We start from the raw sequence: 19,125 nt of genomic DNA on the forward strand, positions 1-19,125 counted from the left end.
TTTAAGCTGTTCTTCAAATTCGATAAGACTCTTTGTATCCTTTAATAATCCAGCAATTATTGATATAATATCCATGGGAAGACCTCTCTCTCTAGATGTTCATCTTGAAGTGTACAATTAGATGATAGAGCGTCTTCCCATTTTTTTCCACTCATTTGCCCCTTCGAGTAAAATTTTACACATACAAGTCATGATGGCTTCTTTTAAAACATCCAAATTTAGGTTAAACTGTAAGTGAGTCATTTTATCTCCTCTTTTCATTGTTTATTGTCGTTGAAAACAGTGTTGCCAAGAGTTGATAAAATGACTCCTTCTTTTTACACAATTATACGGACTTAATCGCATGAAGCATGTCTACGTTAAGAAAGCGTGAAAAAATTGCCTCGTTCCTTCACATAGAGCATGTCTACGTTAAGGAAGCATGCAAAATTGGCCTCGTTCCTTCACATAGAGCATGTCTATGTTAAGGAAGCGTGCGAAAATGGCATTGTTCCTTAACATAGAGGGCGTCTACGTTAAGAAAGCATGAAAAATTGGCCTCGTTCCTTCACATAGAGCATGTCTACGTTAAGAAAGCATGAAAAATTGGCCTCGTTCCTTTACATAGAGGCTGTCTACGTTAAGAAAGCATGGAAAAATTGTCTTGTTCCTGAACATAGAGGGCGTCTACGTTAAGGAAGCGCGCAAAAATGGCCTTGTTCCTTCACATAGAGGGCGTCTACGTTAAGAAAGCATGAAAAATTGGCCTTGTTCCTTAACATAGAGCATGTCTATTTTAAAAAAGGATATGAGCCAATGGTGGCCCATATCCTTTAGCTTTTACTTGAGCTGTAAATGTTTTTCCCTGACTTCTTTCGTCGCTTGGACAAGATTTTTAAGTGCAGGAATCGTTTCTTCCGGTTTTCTTGTTTTCAGGCCGCAGTCAGGATTGATCCAGAATAATTTAGGATCAATCACTCGAAGCGCACGTTCAATGCTCGTCTTGATTTCCTCCACACTTGGTATTCTGGGGCTGTGAATGTCATAGACACCGAGGCCGATCCCTTTGTCATACTCATGGTCTTCAAAGGTGGAAATGATTTCCCCATGGCTTCTGGCAGCCTCAATTGAAATCACATCAGCATCCAATTGATCGATGGCATCAATGATTTCATCAAATTCTGAATAACACATATGCGTATGAATTTGTGTGCTATGATCCACATAGCTGGTTGCCAAGCGGAAAGCATAAACAGCATCATGAAGATACTTTCCTTTTTTCTCCTCTTTTAATGGTAACCCTTCGCGAATCGCGGGTTCATCTACTTGAATCATCCGAATATCATTTTCCTCAAGGGCATGAATTTCTTTTTTCAAGGCAAGCGCAATCTGTTTGAAGACATCAAATTGACTGATATCATTTCGAACGAATGACCAATTGTAAATCGTAACAGGGCCGGTGAGCATGCCTTTGACCGGTCGTGTTGTCAGACTTTGGGCATAGGTGCTTTCTTTTACGGTCATTGGAGCCTCCAGATCAACATCGCCAAAAATAATCGGCGGCTTGACACATCTGGAACCATACGATTGAACCCAGGCAAAACGGGTAAAAGCGAAGCCGCGAAGTTTTTCACCAAAATATTCGACCATGTCATTCCGCTCAAATTCACCATGGACGAGCACATCGATGTCCAAGTCTTCCTGAATTTTAATCCATTTTGCGATATTTTGCTGAATGAATTGTTCATATTGGCTTTCCGTCCATTCGCCCTTGCGCCATTTTTGTCTTGCTGAACGAATCTCTTTGGTTTGCGGCAGACTGCCAATTGTTGTCGTCGGCAGAAGCGGCAGTTTCCACTTCTTTTCTTGAATCGCTTGCCGCTCAGAAAATGGCAACGGCCGTTTTGGCATGTCATCCCCAAGCGATTGAATTTCTTTTTTAATTGAATCAATGTTTCGATGCGATGAGTGATTTAATGCCTGTATCGCTTCGTTGCTTTCTTTTATTTCTTCAAGGATGGCATCGCGCCCTTCATTCACGCCTTTTACAAGTGCCACGACTTCTTTCAGTTTTTCATCCGCAAAACTGATCGCATTTTTTAAAACTGGCTCCAGTTCGCTTTCTTGGCGGACCGTGACGGGAACATGCTGTAAACTGCAGGATGGCTGAATCCAAAGCCGTTCCTGATCCACAAAATGGAGGAGATCATTTACTTGTTGTAACGCTTCATCAAGATCGGTGCGCCAAATATTCCGGCCATCCACCACTCCCGCAGCAAGTACTTTATCTTCCGGGAATCCGTATTTTTCAAGTGATGCAAGATTAGCACCGTCATCATATACAAAATCAAGACCAATCCCTTGGACAGGGAGAGCTGCCACGTCCTGATAATGATCAACAGATTCAAAGTACGTTTGAAGTAAAAGATTTAAATTGGGAACAGCTTGATGAAAAGCTTCGTATGTTTCTTTGAAGTAGCCAAGCTCTTTCTTGTCAAGCGTTGTGGAAAGAATGGGTTCATCGACTTGAACCCATGTCGCTCCCGCTGTTTGAAGATCGGTAAAGACTTCAATATAAAGCGGGATAAGGGCGCGCAAAAGATTCGGAAAGTCCTTCTTTTCAAACCCCTTTGATAGTTTTAACAAGGTAACAGGGCCCACAATAACCGGCTTTCCATCGATATTCAGCTCTTTCTTCGCTTCAAGATAAAGATTGAGCAAACGATTTTCAGTAATATAAGGGGTAGTGCCGGCGTTTATTTCCGGGACGATGTAATGGTAATTGGTATTAAACCATTTTGTCATCTCGGAAGCGACCGCATTAGAATTGCCGCGGGCTATACTAAAATATGTATCTAAGCTGACAGCGCCGTTTTGATGGTGAAACCGTTCAGGGATAAAGCCGAAAAGAACTGAAGTATCGAGAATATGGTCATATAAGCTAAAATCACCGATAGGAATCAGATCGATCCCGCTATTTTTTTGCTTTTCCAAATAACTCAAACGCAATTCCTTTATCCGTTTTAAAAACGCTTCTTCAGAAAGCTTTTTTGACCAAAATTGCTCGAGCGCCTTTTTCCATTCCCTTTTTTCTCCGATTCTGGGGTAACCTAAGTTGGAACTTTTTACTTTTGACACATCGTTCTCCTCCTTGTTCGTGACCCTGTATAAGGGGTTCCGCTGCGAAGTTATGGAAAAATACCGAAGTTATGAAAAATACTGAAGTTATGTTTCTTATTGTATACAGGCTGGTGCCTGAATGCAAGGAAAAATTGGATTCGGTGAATACGTCGGGGGATTATTTTCGAGGGGAAATCGTTCGAAATGCCATCTTAAACGGTAAAACCGTACGAATTATCTTTATGCATTCCAAATAGGCGCGGGAATCCGCTGCATATAAGCGCATGCTGGTCCCGTATATCACCGCACAAAAACAGGCAGCAAGAATTTTGCTGCCTGTTTTCGGCTTACATATCGTCTTTGGAAAATGCGCCGGGGAGGAGTTCTCCGACGGTGGTTAGCCGTCTGTCGCCTTTTGTGTTCACGAGCAGGACCGGCATATCTTTCTCGCAAAATTCACTCATCACTTGGCGGCATGCCCCGCATGGCACAATGGGTTCATCCGTATCTCCGGCGATGACCATGTATTGAAATTCCCTTTCCCCTTCAGATACAGCTTTAAAAATAGCCGTTCTTTCCGCACAGTTGGATAATCCGTATGATGCATTTTCAATATTGCATCCTAAATATTCCTTCCCGCTTTTTGTAATAAGGCAGGCGCCGACCTCAAAGTGGGAATAAGGAACATAGGCGGCTTTCCGAATTTCAATGGCATCTTTGACCCATTTTTCAACATCCATGTCTCGCACTCCCTTTCTTATTCGCTTACGATTTGCACCGATCCTGCTCTTTGAACGAGCGAATCCCCGCTTACGATTCGCTCACAATTTTTACGCCGGAGCTGGCACCGATTCTTGTTGCGCCGGCTTCAATCATGGCTTCCGCTTCTGCTTTTGTATGGATTCCGCCTGAAGCTTTGACACCGGCTTTGTCCCCGACTGTTTGCCGCATCAGTTTTACATCCTCTATCGTGGCGCCGCCTGTTGAAAATCCGGTTGACGTTTTTACGAAATGGGCGCCTGCCTTGACAGCCAGTCTGCAAGCCAGTTCTTTCTCTTCGTTTGTCAATAAGCAGGTCTCGATAATGACTTTGACCAATTTTCCTTGTGCCGCTTCCACGACCGCACGGATATCCGCCTCAACGGCTTCTATATCTCCGCTTTTTAATGCGCCGATATTGATGACCATATCCATTTCTTCCGCGCCGTCCTCGATTGCTTTTTTCGTTTCAAAGGCTTTTGTCTCGGACGTTGTGGCGCCAAGCGGGAAGCCAATGACGGTGCAGACTTTCACGCCTGTTCCAGCCAGCTCTTTGGCAGCCAATTTTACCCAGTAAGGATGAATGCAGACAGATGCAAAATGATATTGTGCAGCTTCTGCTGTTAAATTTAAAATGTCTTTTTCGGTTGCTTCCGGTTTTAATAAGGTATGATCAATATACGCTGCAAGGTTCGTCATAAAATTTCCCCTTTCAATAGGATCGATTATTCTGTAATGATTTTATGAATCAGTTTCGGTTCCTCGCCGTGATCGGAGATGGTGATATTGTCGTATATTTTTTCCTTTACTTCTTCGACTGCTTCCCGGTTTGCATAAATCGTGGCGAGCGGTTCTCCGGCTTCTACCCGATCCCCGACTTTTTTCCGCAAAACGATTCCGACTGCAAAATCAATTTTATCTTCTTTCGTGGCGCGTCCTGCCCCCAGCATCATTGCCGCAACCCCGATCTGGTCTGCAACCATTTTGGAAACGTACCCGGAAGTTTTTGCCGGGAGATCGATCGCATATTTCGCTTGCGGCAGTTTTTCCGGATGGTCAATCACAGAAGGATCCCCGCCCTGGTTGGCGACAAATTTTTTAAACTTTTCAAGACCGGCGCCATTCGCGATGGCTTCTTTCAGCATTTTCCTTGCTTCTTCCAATGTCGTCGCTTTTCCGGCAAGCACCACCATCTGGCTGCCGAGTGCAAGCACCAGTTCCGTCAAATCGTCAGGGCCCTCTCCTTTTAGCGTGTCGATGGCTTCTTTTACCTCGAGGGCATTCCCGATGGCATATCCGAGCGGCTGGGACATATCGGAAATCACGGCCATGGTTTTGCGGCCGACATGGTTGCCGATCCGGACCATTGTTTCAGCAAGGCGGATGGCATCTTCTTCTTTTTTCATAAAAGCACCGGCGCCTGTTGTGACATCTAAAACAATGGCATCTGCACCCGCAGCAATTTTTTTGCTCATGATTGAACTTGCAATCAGCGGAATGGAGTCCACCGTTGCAGTGACATCTCTTAGTGCGTACAGCTTTTTATCAGCAGGTGCCAGGTCGGCGGTTTGTCCGATAACGGCAACTTTTTCCCGGTTCACCAAATCAATAAACTGGTCTGTCGTAATTTCAACATGAAACCCTTGAATGGATTCCAGTTTGTCAATGGTACCGCCTGTATGCCCCAAGCCCCGGCCCGACATTTTTGCTACCGGGACGCCAAGTGCGGCTACAAGAGGGGCGAGGACAAGTGTTGTTGTGTCACCGACACCGCCGGTTGAATGTTTGTCTACTTTGATGCCGTGGATGGCAGACAGATCAAGCGTTTCCCCGGAATGGACCATCGCCATGGTCAGATCCGCAATTTCCCGATCTGACATATCCTGAAAATAGATGGCCATGGCCAGGGCGCTTGCCTGGTAATCAGGAATGGTGCCTTCTGTATATCCCTTCACAAAAAAGTTGATTTCTTCCGTTTCCAGTTCTCCGCCGTTCCGCTTTTTTTCAATAATATCGATCATCCGCATGGCTCGTCACCTTTCTTTTCAGCGTAGTTCGTTCAAAAAGCTGGTCCCGATTTTAGGCGCACGGACACCGAAGTTCTCTGCGATCGTTGCGCCGAGATCGGCAAACGTCTGCCTTACAGGAAGGGCGCGACCTTCTTTAAAGCGCGGGGAGTAGACAAGCAGCGGCACAAATTCCCGTGTATGGTCCGTTCCTTTAAACGCTGGGTCGTTTCCGTGGTCAGCCGTAATAATCAGTAAATCTTCGTCTGACAGTTCCGGCAGCACTTCATCAAGCCGCTTGTCAAACGCTTCAATCGCTTGTCCGTAGCGGATCGGATCACGGCGGTGGCCGTATTTCGCGTCAAAGTCGACAAGGTTCGTAAAACAGAGGCCGTGGAACGGTTTTTTCAGTTCGTCCACTAATTTATCCATGCCGTCCATATTGCTTTCGGTGTGGAATCCTTTTGTGATCCCGTGACCGCTGAATATGTCGTTGATTTTCCCGATGGCGATGGAATCCAGCCCGCTATCTTTGATAAAATCCATCACGGTTTCTTCCGTTGGTTCCAGCGTAAAGTCTTTCCGGTTGGACGTTCTTGTAAAATTATCGGCAGACGTTCCGACATACGGCCTTGCAATGACGCGCCCGATCCGGTAAGGCTCATCAATCGTCAACTCTCGCGCATATGTGCAGATTTTGTACAATTCTTCAAGCGGAATGATTTCTTCATGAGCCGCAATCTGGAGTACAGAATCACCGGAAGTGTACACGATCAGCTCTCCTGTTTCCATTTGTCGTTCACCGAACTGCTTAATGATTTCCGTGCCGCTTGCCGGTTTGTTCCAAAGCACTTTGCGGCCGCTGAAATCCTCGATTTTTTTTATCAATTCATCCGGAAAACCTTCTGGAAACGTGCGGAGTGGGCTCGTGACAGGAAGACCCATCATTTCCCAGTGGCCATCCATGCTGTCTTTCCCTGCAGAAATCTCTTGCATTTTGGTGAAGAAAGCTTTCGGATGTTCCTGAACCGGTACCCCAACGAGCGGTTTTTCCGGACGGATATTGGACAATCCCATCGCTGCCATATTCGGGACATTAAGCCCGTTCATTTTTTCGGCAATGTGGCCGAGTGTGTCGCATCCTTCATCGTCGTACTTTTTTGCATCGGGTGCTTCTCCTATTCCGACCGAATCCAGTACAATAATCGATACTCTTTTAAATTTTTCTGCCATTATTGTTCTCTCCTTTATGCCAAAACATAGTTTGAAGAATCACTTACTTTCATGCTGGTTACTGCGCAGGTACCCCGTTGTGAAACAGAAGGACAGCCACAGTAAAAGGTCTACCTGTAAAAACGGCTGGCCGGCAGGTAGCAAGGAAGCTTCGAAAAAACAGGTAAAAGTTTTCACCTGCTGTAATCGCTTCCTTTCGCCCCCATCATAGCCCTCTGTTTTTTCTTTGTCAATATCTGGGACACAGCGATATTGGGGATGCCTGTTTTTTCGCGCGTTGCGTCTATTCGACATTGGTTTCGCTAAAAAGTTGGCCGGTCTGGAACATTTGTCCAATTAGCATTCCTGTTTTTCCGTGAATTCAACGGGTGTGCTATATTGCCTGGCCATCACAACGGAGGAAACCGTTTTTTCCCACGCGTTCTTCTTTTACCGGAAATTGAAACCCTTATTTTATCCCTGTTCCATGCCCAGCAATTGTTTGGCGGTATGTTGATCGGTAATCAATACATTTGCATAGCCGGCTGTAAGTGCCGTGTGGGCAGGAAGGACTTTTCGCCTGCCACCCGCAACGAGGATGGACCATTCCTTTTTGCGCAGCTCCGCAAGTTCAATGCTCACCGTCCGCTTGTTAATCGTTGTGTCACATATTTCCCCGTTTCGGTCTATAAACCGTGAGCACACATCCCCGACAGCTTTTTCCATCAGTTTTTCTTTTTCCGCCTCAGTAAAATAACCAAGTTTAAACAGCAAGGCTTCTTCATCTGCAGCACCGACCGTAAAAATGGCTGCCTGGGCTTCCCTGCCTTTCTCGATAATTTTTTGGATGGATTGATCTTGCATGACGATCTCCATGGCTTCCGCCTTTTCAAACAACAGCGGCAACGGAAAATAGACAGGGAGCGTCTGCAGGGCATTGCCGAAAAGCATTAACGTTTCCCATGCGTACGTGTTTACATGCGAAAAACTTGTCCCGCCTTTTAACTGTACCACTTCTGCCCCTTTTACATGCATTTTCGGAAGTTTTGCCGCGACCTCATAGATGGTCGATCCCCAGCTGATGCCGATGCTCATGCCGTTTCGGATCAATCCGCTTACATATTCGGCCGCCCGAATGCTCACATAATGCAAGATGGTTGCCGGATCTGATGCAGGTGAAAACGCGACACAGGCTTCTTTCAGGTGATATTTTTCAGCCAATTGCTGCTCGAGTTGCTGCAAATCCACGAAAGGGTCCGCAATTTTGATTTGTACATATCCCTTTTCTCTCGCGTATTGTAGCAATCTGGAAACCGTCGGACGAGATATTTTTAAATGTTCAGATATTTGCTGCTGGCTGTAGTTTAGTTGATAATAGAGCTCTGCCACTTCAATGCTTAACTTGCTTTTCTCCATTTCTTTCTTCATCAGGTTCCCCTCCCCGGCCTGATACAAAAATGAGCACCTTATATAAAATTTTTGTGGAAAATCGTGAAACGCGGCAGCACGGCTTGGAATGCAAACATGCAGCAGCTCTTTCTGCCTTTATTTTAACCGTTCTTCTTTACATTTGGCAATCGGGTTTGTGAAATTATTTTCATGTCTGCGTTTACAAACTTTCGCGAGCGTGTTATATTGGCACTAGTATTCAAGATGCATCTTGGTTTGACCTTTTTTTCTCCTTTTTGTACAATTCAGACATGCTGCATCCGGTCATTTTGTACGGATGACAATTTCAGTAAAGGAGCATCATAAAATGAGCACACATATTGGCGCAAAACAAGGCGAGATTGCTGACACGATTCTGTTGCCGGGAGACCCGCTCAGGGCGAAGTATATTGCGGAAAATTTCCTCGAGAACGCGGTATGTTATAACGAAGTGAGAAATATGTTCGGATTTACGGGAACGTATAAAGGCAAAAAAGTATCGGTCCAAGGCACAGGCATGGGCATTCCTTCGATTTCGATTTATATCACGGAACTGATGAAGGATTATGGAGTGCAAAATTTGATTCGGGTTGGGACATGCGGCGGCATTCAAAAAGATGTCAAAATCCGTGATGTCATTTTGGCCATGGGGGCATCGACCGACTCCCAAATCAACCGGAAAATTTTCGGTGCAATGGATTACGCACCGCTGGCAAATTTTGACTTGCTGAAAAGCGCATATGAAAGCGGCGTGGAAAAAGGATTGAATTTGAAAGCCGGCAATGTGTTCAGTGCGGATTTATTCTATGATGACTACGCCGAACACGAAAAATGGGCACAATACGGCATTTTGGCCGTTGAAATGGAAACTGCAGCCCTCTACACGCTGGCAGCCAAATATGGCAGAAAAGCACTGGCAATTTTAACGGTCAGCGACCACCTGTTAACAGGGGAAGCGACAAGTGCTGAAGAACGCCAGACCACATTCAATGACATGATCCGCGTTGCTTTAGATGCTGCTGTAAAGTAAGCAAAAAATGTTGCCGGCCGGTTTATCGGCCGGCTCTTCTTTTTCCCGGAATCCATTGCCCTCCCTGGTTTTTCTTCCCTTTCCTGTAAACTGAAAATTTAATCTTTGAAAATAATTTTATGTTTGCGTTTACAACTGTTCAATTCGGTGTTATATTCACTTTGTGAAACAGAACACAGCCACCCTGCTTTTGTTTGAACTTTTTCCAAAAACATTTGAAGTTTCAGCATAAAAGGAAGTGTACAAACACACATACGCTTCAAGGGACATGCTGAAAGCTTCATAAGCGTTTTGTTTATCTTAATGGAAAGAAGGTCTATGCCATGTTCGGATATTTGCTTCTCAACATCGTTGGCATTTTGGTATTTATTGGCGTCGCTTATTTATTGTCAAAGGATAGAAAGAATATTCATTGGAAATCCATTTCCTTAATGGTTGTCCTCAATATTTTCCTGGCTTGGTTTTTAATCCGTTTTCCGGTGGGGCGCGCCATGGTGCACGGGGCAGCATACGGTTTTAACTGGCTTGTGCAGACGGCTTACGACGGCATCGGGTTTGCCTTTTCAAGCTGGGTGCATGTCAAACAAATGGACTTTTTCGTCAGTGCATTGCTTCCGATTTTACTCGTCGTTCCTTTATTTGACATTTTAACTTATTTCAATGTATTGCCTTGGATCATCGGCAAACTCGGATGGATTTTGTCCAAAATTACCGGTCAGCCGAAATTCGAGTCGTTTTTCTCTGTTGAAATGATGTTTTTGGGCAATACGGAAGCGTTGGCGGTTTCCAGCCTGCAAATTAAAAAGAACAGCCCGGAGCGGAATTTAACACTGGCGATGATGTCGATGAGCTGCATTACCGCAGCCATTGTCGGGGCCTATACACAAATGGTGCCGGGACAATTTGTGCTCTCTGCCATTCCGCTCAATATCATCAACGCTATTATTGTTGTCAACATCTTAAACCCTGTAAAGATCGATCGGGATGAAGATAAAGTAGTGGAAGTCAAAAAAGAAGAAAAAGAACCTTTCTTTTCTTTCCTTGGCGACTCCATTCTGGCAGCGGGCAAATTGATTTTGATCATTGCCGCTTCTGTTATCGCATTTGTCGCACTTGCCGCATTGATTGACAAACTTCTGATGCTCATCGCACCTTGGCTGACAATGGAATCGATTTTGGGCATCATCTTGTTCCCATTCAGCTTTTTGCTCGGACTGCCGGCAGACCAGGCTTTCCAAATGGCACAATATATGGGGACGAAGCTGGTTACCAATGAGTTTGTTGTAATGGGTGAAATTGCGCCAAAAGTCAACACGTTCGCACCGCATTTCCGTGCCGTCCTTTGCACGTTCCTGATTTCTTTTGCGAACTTCTCGACACTGGGAATGGTGATCGGTGCGTTTAAAGATTTGTCGGACAAAGCAACTGTACACCATATTTCGAAAAATGCAGGCTATTTAATCCTTTCCGGTATCCTTGTCTCGCTTTTGAGCGCCGGCCTTGTCGGTTTGTTTGTATGGTGATAGGATGATCATGTGTAAAATTTTCCCTGAAACCAGGGGGCTTCGTTCCGGAAGAACAAAATTTAAAAACTCCGTGCACCCTTCCTGTTCGCGGATGGGGTGTACGGCTCTTTAGATGAGGTCTCCTTCTCTATCTGATACCTGGACAGATGGTGAAGAGATGTCGAAGGAGCCGCTCGTTTTCCGACTTGTTGCTGGCTTTTCATCTTTCTGCTGTTTGAAAAAACGGTTTCTGTCTGTTCATGCCGGCTGGAGGTGTAGCAAACATCCCGTTCTAAACAGGCAGGAATCGGCGGTTGCCAATAGAACATACAAATAAAAAGGGAATGAATCAAAATGTCTCATCACCAGTTCTATCATGATCGTACGCTGTCTTCCGGCCGGCCATCCTTATGGCAGGCCTTTTCTGATAAATCTATTATAAAAAGAGAAATCACGGCCGGGATGACCGGTTTTTTCGCCATTTCGTATATCATCATTGTCAATCCGATGATTTTGGCGGATGCCGGGATCCCCGTCAATTTAAGTGTATTTGCCACCATCCTGTCTTCTGTAGCAGGCTGCCTGATGATGGGATTTTGGGCCAATGCCCCGATCATCCTAACGCCCGGAATGGGAGTCAATGCCTTTTTTACGTATACGATTGTCGTCAATATGGGATTGTCATGGCAACAAGCGCTTGCGATTTCCATGCTGGCCAGTGTGCTGTACATGCTCGTTGCTTTTACAAAACTGAGCACGGTGTTATCGGCTGCCATCCCGGCTGCCTTAAAAACCGGCATTACAGTCGGAATCGGGTTGTTTCTTGTTGAAATCGGGCTGGAAAAGGCGGCGCTGATCCAGCCGGGGAAAGCTTCCTTAATCGAGCTCGGCTCTCTCACCAATCCGAATGTCCTTCTTTTCTTGTTCGGCCTTTTTGTCAACTTGATGCTTTTTATCAAAAAAGTAAACGGCGGATTTTTGATTGGCATTGCAGTGACGGCGATTGCTGGCATCCTGTTTGGCATCCACGGCAGCCAGTCCGCGCATGTGTCCTTATCCGATTTTACGAGCTATGGCGCAATTGTTGGAAAAGGGGATTTCTCACACCTGTTTTCTCTCCCGTTTTTGCTCGCAGTCTTTTCCATGTCGATGATCCTCATTTTTGAGTCGATGGGCATGTTGGAGGGCATCCTCCCCGATAAAAGGAACTTTAAAAGGACTTTCGAAGGGAGTGCTACGACAAGCTTGATTTCGGGGATATTGGGCACAAGCCCGACCGTTGCCGCTGCAGAAAGCGCGGCCGGAATCGAAAGCGGCGGCAGAACGGGGATCATGGCGGTAACAGCCGGCATTCTGTTTGCCTTATCGCTTTTCTTTACGCCACTCTTGGGTTATATTCCGCAGGCTGCCATTGCGCCAATTATCGTCATTACCGGCGCCATCATGATGCAGCAGTTAAAAGACCTTCATTTCGATGATTTCAGCAGCTGGTTTCCGGCATTTTTGATCATCGTGCTGATCCCTTTTACATCCAGTATTTCTACCGGCCTTTCTTTTGGCTTTGTAGCTTGGCCCGTTCTGAAAATCCTGGAAGGGAAGGCAAAAACATTACACCCTGTGATGATCTTGTTAGGGGCTTTATTTCTGATCAACTTGATCTGCAGCGCTTTATTATAATAGGAAGAAAAGCGAAAAACCCGTCTGGAAATGAACTTTCCAGACGGGTTTTTTTGAGGGGTTTTGTGCCACCGGCGAATTTCTTTTTGCTTCATTGGCCCTGTGAAAGACGTTTCACGATACAGGCAACAGTCTTTTGTCCTTCATTACCTCGATGAAAGACATTCCGAGCCGCGAGCAAATCTGTTTTGTCCTTCATTGACTCTCTGAAGGACATTTCCGGACTCAACCAAACGCCTTTTGTCCTTCATAGCCTTTACAAAAGACATTTCACACAGTGGCCAACTCCGTTTTGTCCTTCATCCGCGGGGCTACAATTTTTCATATCCCTTAATGCAATGCCCCGCCTGTTTCCACCAGATCTTTTTCGGCCGTGGCGGAGACGAAAACTGCAATTTCAAGCGCTTTGACGATCATTTCAAGTGACATGCTCGGGGCACCTGTTTCGGTTGTTTGCTCCGGAATATAAGGCACGTGAATAAAACCGGCGCGGGCTGATATGTTGTTTTTTGCCAGATGGTGCATGACGCCATAAAACAGGTGGTTACAGACAAATGTGCCTGCTGTGTTGGAGACAGCAGCCGGGATTCCCGCCTCCCGCAGCTGCCTCGTGATCGTTTTAATCGGCAGCGTTGACCAATAAGCCGCGGGGCCGTCCGCTGCAATCGGGACGTCAATGGGCTGATGATGCTGATTGTCCGGGATACGGGCATCATCAATATTAATCGCCACACGTTCCGGCGTGATTTGCGTGCGCCCGCCTGCCTGTCCCACACAAATGACAACATCGGGCTTTTCGCGTTCAATGGCCTCAGCAGCGGTCCGGATCGATTCGTGAAATACGGTCGGCACTTGCTGCGTGACGATGCGAATGCCTTCCATATTTTTTCCGTCCAATTGCTTTACCGCTTCCAGGGCAGGGTTTACTTTATCCCCGCCAAAAGGATCAAAACCGGTTAAGAGTACTTTTTTCTCCATTTTCCTCTCCTCCTTCAATAAAGTGCCATGATCTCTCATTTACTCACGAATAGGTATTGATTTACCCCATACCTCTAAATGGATCTCATCCTATTTGACTAACAGATACATCAATACAATGTTAAATGCAAGTGTCAGCAGCGCGGTTGGCACTTGTACACGGATGACATGGTTTTTATCTTTTAAATCCAATAGCGCAGCCGGCACAATATTAAAATTCGCTGCCATCGGGGTCATGAGCGTGCCACAGTAACCGGCGAACATCGAAAGGGCTGCAATCTGGTCCGCATTGGCACCGAACCGCTCGATCAAAAACGGAATCGCAATCCCGGCCGCCATCACCGGAAAAGCAGCGAACGCATTGCCCATAATCATCGTAAAAAGCGCCATCCCAACACAGAAAACGAACACGATCCAGAAAACCGAATTTTCCGGAATCACTTTTGTAATCAGGCCTGACACCACTGTGCCGACCCCTGCTTTTGTAAAAATGGTACCGAGTGTCGCCAGCATTTGCGGAAGGACAACAGCCCAGCCGATTGCTTCCAAAAGACGCCGTGATTCTTTAAACGTGGTTTGCGGACGGCTTTTTGTCAGCATCATTGCGGTAAGGATGGCAATGATACACGCCACTCCAAGCGCGACAAGCGTCGGATTGGATGGGTCCAGCAAAAGACGCGAGCCGATTTTCACATTGACAAGCAATTTTGAGCCCAATACGGTTAAAACCGGGATGAGTATTGCCGGCAGAAAAAGCCGGTTTCCCAATCGTTTGCGGCTTTTTTCCCGCTCATCCGCACCTGCCCCATTGTAGCTTCCCTTTTGCAGGCCGCCAAATGCCACAATCGCCACCATGGCAAGCACCATCAGCCCGGTGTAAAAAGGCGGAATCACTTTTCCAAACAAGAGCGTCACGGCGTAAATCAGGTAAAAAAGGCCGGACGGGATGCGCCTGCTGTTTGCTTGATCAAAAAAAGTGTAGACAGAGCAGAAAAAGCAAACGATTCCCATGATGATATAAATCCACTCAGTTGAGATGATCATTTTTTCACATCCTTGCTTCCGGTTTTTCCAAGCTTGCGGTCCAGTTTCCGGTCAAAGAGGCGGAGCCGGATGGAATGGACGATAAATACGAATATGGCTGTCGGCAACCCCCAAAGCGCCATCGAAATCGGATCCGCTTTAATGCCGTTTTGGTCAAAAAATCCTTTCATTAAAAGAATGGCGCCGACCGCAACAAAGATATCTTCTCCGAAAAACAGGCCGATATTGTCGGCAGCTGCCGCTTGGGCACGAATTTCTTCTCTGTCTTCTTCCGGTACATCACCGTATTTTGCTTCTGCCGCCCCTTCAGCCATCGGTGCGATGAGCGGCCGCACTGTTTGCGGATGTCCGCCCAGGCTGTTCAGACCGAGCGCCGCGGCAATTTCGCGGATCAGCAGGTAAAATGTCAGAATTTTACCGGCCGTTGCTGCTTTGATTTTGGAAACGAGGTGTTTCGCCTGTTCCTGTAATCCGCTTCTTTCCAGAAGGCCGATCACCGGTAAGGTAATAATTAAGATGGACATATAGCGGTTTGTTGTAAAAGCTTCCCCGAATTGCGTAATCAGTTGTTTCAGCGGGAGACCCGCGATCAATCCGGTGACAAGACCCGAAACGGTCACAACGACCAGCGGGTTAAATCTGAGTGCAAATCCAATGATAATCAGTGCGACACCGATCAATACCATACCCGTTCACTCCTTTTCTGTATACAGTTAACCCCCGCCCGTACTTTTTGTTTTTAAATAAAATGAACATCATTTCGCCGCTCTGTCGCCTGCTTGTAAAAAATAGTCATCATGCAAATGGGTGTTCAGGTGATGTAAAAACTTAAGTTCATTTTATATAAATCTTCAAGGCGGGGGAATTCACGCGTTCTATGGGGAATGTACATTTTAATCTGCGGCAGTTCCGAGATTATTTGTTAAAACCAATCAGGCATATGCCGTTGTGCTGCCGGGCTTACCCCGGTTGGCCCCGGTTTTACGAGGAAAGGTTGTGCATTTTCAACACTTGCGTTAATGCATCAATTGCCAATTTAACAGAATTTTAGGTGGGGAGGTTGCGAATTTTCACTCCCTGCAGACTCACAAATATATAGGTATAGGCAGCCGTTATGAGATTGGGCCTGGTTTTACGCGGCGAGACTGCGAATTTTCAGTATAGGCGTTGTGCTGCTCTACTCCCACTACAGCGGGGTGGCGGCCGGGATTCCAGTTGGCGCCACCCTGTTTATATCAGCTCAAATGGCTGATTTTTTCTATCTCGATGCCTTCCTGTTCAAGCGACTGCCGGATAAATGCCGCGAAATGAAGCGCCTGTCTGCCGTCGCCGTGGATACAGATTGTATCAGCACGGACACTCACATCTTCACCTTGCACAGAGGTGACCATGCCCTCTTTGATCATCCGTATTACCTGTTTTGCCGCCGTTTCACGGTCTTTAATCAAGGCATTCGGTTCACGCCGCGGTGTCAAAGCGCCGTCTTGTTGATAAGTCCGGTCGGCAAAAACTTCGCTCGCCGTCTTTAAGCCGGCTTTTTCCCCGGCTTTCACAAGTTCCGAGCCGGCAAGCCCGAATAAAATCAGGTCGGGGCTTACATCATAGACCGCCTCCGCAATGGCTTCGGCGAGTCCCGTATCTTTGGCTGCCATATTGTAAAGTGCGCCGTGCGGTTTTACATGCCGGACGGTGCTTCCTTCTGCTTTTGCAAACGCAGCAAGGGCACCGATCTGGTAGACGGTCATATCATAAGCCTCTTGCGGGGAAATCTGCATATTCCGGCGGCCGAACCCCATCAGATCCGGAAGCCCGGGGTGCGCGCCGATCCCAACCCCTTTTTCAGCTGCCATCCGGACCGTTTTCCGCATTACAGTAGGATCACCGGCGTGAAAACCGCACGCAATATTGGCGGAAGTGATCAAATCCAGTATTTCTTCATCTCTCCCAATGGTATAGGCACCAAAACTTTCGCCCATATCACAGTTCAGATCAATGCTCGGCATGTGTGCCCCTCCTTTTCGCCTGGTAGGCAATCGTTCCCTTCAACATGCGAATTTGTTTTTCTCTTTCTATATAAAGCAACTGTGCTTCCTGCAATGTTATTTTTTTAAACCGGAGCTCATCACCCGGCTTCAGCTGGGCTAATAGCGGCAGATCCACAGAAGCAACCTGGGCGATTTTCGGATATCCCCCTGTCGTTTGCCGGTCTGCCAACAGGACAATCGGCTCCCCGCCGGACGGCACCTGAATAGTCCCGAAGCCGACACTTTCAGATAACATCTCCTGCGTAGCTTTTACCGCCAGTTTCGGACCTTCGAGGCGGTACCCCATCCGGTCGGAATTTTGCGAAAGGCGGTATGGTTCACGGAAAAACGTTCCAATACTTTCTGCGGTAAATAAGTCCTCATGGCGGCCCGGAACGACCCGGATCGTTGGAAACGGACCGTAATCCGGCAGCATGTTTTTCGAAACCGACCATGCTGAGTGGTATTCAAGAGATGCGGTCAGCTGCCTGGACACTTTCCCGGGGATCCCGGTTTCAAGCACATCGCCCGCCTGGAGTGCCCGGCCGTTGAAACCGCCTATCTTCGCACGCAAGTAGGTTGACTTGCTTTTCAGCACTTCCGGAACGGATATCCCGCCGGAAACCGCCAAATAGACCCGGCAACCGATCCCGTCCTGCCTGAGTCTGAGTTCACTGCCGCTTTTCACTTTTTTGGGCCGCCATAGCCCGACCGGTTTCCCGTCCAAAACAGCATGGAACCCGCTGCCGCAAATGGCAATCAATGTATCGTTCTGAAACTCCAGCACCGGCCCTGTGAGTGTAATTTCCAGTGTGGCTTCATTTTCCGGATTACCGGCAAGCAAGTTTGCGATTCTATGGGCAAAAGCATCCATTGCCCCACTTTGGACAACCCCGTATTTTTGGTAGCCGGACCGCCCGAGATCCTGCACCGTTGTCAGCATGCCCGGTTTGATAATTTTAATCATGATGGCATCTTCTCCAGTTCCCGGTATTCTTCAAGGCTCACCGGCCGGAAGCGGATTTTGTCGCCCGCTTGAAGGAGGCTTGGCCCATCCCGATCCGGCCGGAACAGTTTGACGGGAGTCCGACCGATGATTTGCCAACCGCCTGGTGTTTCGATCGGATAAATCCCGGTTTGTTTTCCGGCGATTCCAACCGATCTTTCCGGAATTTTGAGCCGCGGCGTTTTTTTCCTGGGCGCTGCAATTTTTTCAGGCATGCCGCCGATATAAGGAAAACCGGGTGCGAATCCGATCATGTATACGGTGTAGTCGCCGGAAGCATGGATCCGGATCACTTCTTCTGGCGTAAGATCGTTGATGCGGGCAACCTGTTCGAGATCCGGACCGAATTCGCCGCCGTAGCATACCGGGATATCGACTGTGCGCGGTTCTGGGATAGATGCAGGCTGCACTTTTTCAAGAAGCCGAGTGAAATAGCGGGATACATATCTGTAGGGATATTCGCCAAATTTTGCATAAACTTTGAATGGGTCATACAGAACGGTGACAGTTGTGTAGGCGGGAATATATTCAATCATCCACGCAGGCGCCGCATTTTCGATTAATGAAACGATCGCCCGGATTTTCCGGTGGTTTGCAAGGTTGATTTCTTTCCCTGCTTCAATCAGGATTGCGCCGTCGCCTTCCGGAAATAATTGAAAATCCATATAGACGCCTCCATCCTATTATTCATTTAAAGATTATTATCATATAATAACAAATGTTTTCTATTTTGTCACTGGAAAAAACCTGTCCGGCAATGTACACCGCTTCGTTTTGATTTGCCGCAAAGAAATAATAGCAGTTGGCAGCTTTAACGTTTTTTGATCCCATTGCTTGAATCACACGACTGTATCCGTTTTCAATATCGTTTGTTAAAAATGCATCTTGAATCCAATACGGGAAGTTTGCAGATTGAATAGACATGCTGATAGGGTGCGCCCTACAAAAATATTATTTTATGATAATTTAGGAAAGTCTTTCTATTTTTAACTATTCACTTGGTAAACTTTTATATTTCTAAATATACACCGGAATAAAGAGATAAGGCAACAATTGTGTATGTTTCGTTTCCCGCCATGTTGAAGCAGCGGGCTGCATGCCTTGTTCTGAACATGCACTGTTGTTCGGATGGCGCTGCGTTAAAAATGCACGAGGGCTGCTATCCTACGTTCTCTGCTGCATAGGCGTCTGGGCTGAAAAATTGCGCCGGTAGATTTTCAGACTTTTATGCGTGCTGCATTCTTTGCAGCATGGTGGTGCGCGGGGCACCCTATAGCGTGCATCATGTCAGGTGTAAGATGCGGAGGGACGTGAACGGCTCCCTTTATTTCTGGTATAGGTATGTGTAAAATTTTAC

Annotated in this window: 16 protein-coding genes; 3 read left to right on the top strand and 13 right to left on the bottom strand. The window is 46.8% G+C overall.

Going from position 1 to position 19,125, the window contains the following annotated elements:
* Window positions 1–819: 819 nt before the first annotated feature.
* The 6 genes from metE to P9687_RS01885 all read right to left on the bottom strand — a co-directional run bounded on the left by metE (window position 820) and on the right by P9687_RS01885 (window position 8,504).
* Window positions 820–3,117 (bottom strand): 5-methyltetrahydropteroyltriglutamate--homocysteine S-methyltransferase, encoded by a 2,298-nt coding sequence (metE, locus tag P9687_RS01860; RefSeq protein WP_035183392.1) that lies wholly within the window; start codon window positions 3,115–3,117, stop codon window positions 820–822.
* 329 nt (window positions 3,118–3,446) lie between these two features.
* Window positions 3,447–3,839 carry a cytidine deaminase gene (locus P9687_RS01865; RefSeq protein ID WP_014096980.1) on the bottom strand — a complete coding sequence of 131 codons (393 nt, stop codon included), beginning with the start codon at window positions 3,837–3,839 and terminating at the stop codon, window positions 3,447–3,449.
* A gap of 70 nt (window positions 3,840–3,909) precedes the next feature.
* Window positions 3,910–4,557 (bottom strand): deoxyribose-phosphate aldolase, encoded by a 648-nt coding sequence (gene deoC, locus P9687_RS01870; protein ID WP_061577630.1) that lies wholly within the window; start codon window positions 4,555–4,557, stop codon window positions 3,910–3,912.
* 26 nt (window positions 4,558–4,583) lie between these two features.
* Window positions 4,584–5,885 (bottom strand): pyrimidine-nucleoside phosphorylase, encoded by a 1,302-nt coding sequence (locus P9687_RS01875; RefSeq protein WP_168985659.1) that lies wholly within the window; start codon window positions 5,883–5,885, stop codon window positions 4,584–4,586.
* Between the two features lie 18 nt (window positions 5,886–5,903).
* Window positions 5,904–7,097, bottom strand: coding sequence for a phosphopentomutase (locus P9687_RS01880; protein ID WP_168985660.1), 1,194 nt, complete (start codon window positions 7,095–7,097; stop codon window positions 5,904–5,906).
* Window positions 7,098–7,550: 453 nt separating this feature from the next.
* Window positions 7,551–8,504, bottom strand: a complete 954-nt coding sequence (locus tag P9687_RS01885; protein ID WP_017552285.1) for a sugar-binding transcriptional regulator — start codon at window positions 8,502–8,504, stop codon at window positions 7,551–7,553.
* Window positions 8,505–8,832: 328 nt separating this feature from the next.
* On the opposite strand from P9687_RS01885, the gene deoD reads away from it, so the two are divergent.
* The 3 genes from deoD (at window position 8,833) to P9687_RS01900 (ending at window position 12,716) form a co-directional block, all read left to right on the top strand.
* Entirely contained in the window at window positions 8,833–9,534 is a 702-nt protein-coding gene (gene deoD / locus P9687_RS01890) for a purine-nucleoside phosphorylase (protein WP_017552284.1), read from the top strand.
* Window positions 9,535–9,857: 323 nt separating this feature from the next.
* Window positions 9,858–11,057, top strand: a complete 1,200-nt coding sequence (locus P9687_RS01895; RefSeq protein WP_168985661.1) for a nucleoside transporter C-terminal domain-containing protein — start codon at window positions 9,858–9,860, stop codon at window positions 11,055–11,057.
* 336 nt (window positions 11,058–11,393) lie between these two features.
* The gene (locus P9687_RS01900) at window positions 11,394–12,716 is read left to right on the top strand and encodes an NCS2 family permease (RefSeq protein ID WP_017552281.1); all 1,323 of its coding nucleotides are present in this window, start codon (window positions 11,394–11,396) and stop codon (window positions 12,714–12,716) included.
* A 330-nt stretch (window positions 12,717–13,046) separates the two neighbouring features.
* On the opposite strand, the gene pcp is transcribed toward P9687_RS01900, so the two are convergent.
* The 7 genes from pcp to P9687_RS01935 all read right to left on the bottom strand — a co-directional run bounded on the left by pcp (window position 13,047) and on the right by P9687_RS01935 (window position 18,692).
* Window positions 13,047–13,694: a pyroglutamyl-peptidase I gene (pcp, locus tag P9687_RS01905; protein ID WP_035183387.1), complete on the bottom strand. Its 648-nt coding sequence runs from the start codon at window positions 13,692–13,694 to the stop codon at window positions 13,047–13,049.
* Window positions 13,695–13,784: 90 nt separating this feature from the next.
* Window positions 13,785–14,738 (bottom strand): DUF979 domain-containing protein, encoded by a 954-nt coding sequence (locus P9687_RS01910; RefSeq protein ID WP_026683892.1) that lies wholly within the window; start codon window positions 14,736–14,738, stop codon window positions 13,785–13,787.
* A complete protein-coding gene (locus P9687_RS01915; RefSeq protein ID WP_026683891.1) occupies window positions 14,735–15,424 on the bottom strand; it encodes a DUF969 domain-containing protein in 690 nt (229 codons plus the stop codon). The genes P9687_RS01910 and P9687_RS01915 overlap by 4 nt, the downstream gene beginning before the upstream one ends.
* A 549-nt stretch (window positions 15,425–15,973) precedes the next feature.
* Window positions 15,974–16,741, bottom strand: a complete 768-nt coding sequence (locus P9687_RS01920) for a LamB/YcsF family protein (protein ID WP_035183386.1) — start codon at window positions 16,739–16,741, stop codon at window positions 15,974–15,976.
* A complete protein-coding gene (locus P9687_RS01925; protein WP_328228671.1) occupies window positions 16,728–17,729 on the bottom strand; it encodes a biotin-dependent carboxyltransferase family protein in 1,002 nt (333 codons plus the stop codon). The genes P9687_RS01920 and P9687_RS01925 overlap by 14 nt, the downstream gene beginning before the upstream one ends.
* Window positions 17,726–18,433 carry a 5-oxoprolinase subunit PxpB gene (pxpB, locus tag P9687_RS01930; protein WP_035183384.1) on the bottom strand — a complete coding sequence of 236 codons (708 nt, stop codon included), beginning with the start codon at window positions 18,431–18,433 and terminating at the stop codon, window positions 17,726–17,728. The genes P9687_RS01925 and pxpB overlap by 4 nt, the downstream gene beginning before the upstream one ends.
* Before the next feature lie 22 nt (window positions 18,434–18,455).
* Window positions 18,456–18,692, bottom strand: a complete 237-nt coding sequence (locus P9687_RS01935; protein ID WP_035189320.1) for a hypothetical protein — start codon at window positions 18,690–18,692, stop codon at window positions 18,456–18,458.
* Between the last annotated feature and the right edge of the window lie 433 nt (window positions 18,693–19,125).

The organism is Weizmannia sp. CD-2023 (assembly GCF_036225245.1).
GTDB lineage: Bacteria > Bacillota > Bacilli > Bacillales > Bacillaceae_C > Weizmannia > Weizmannia faecalis.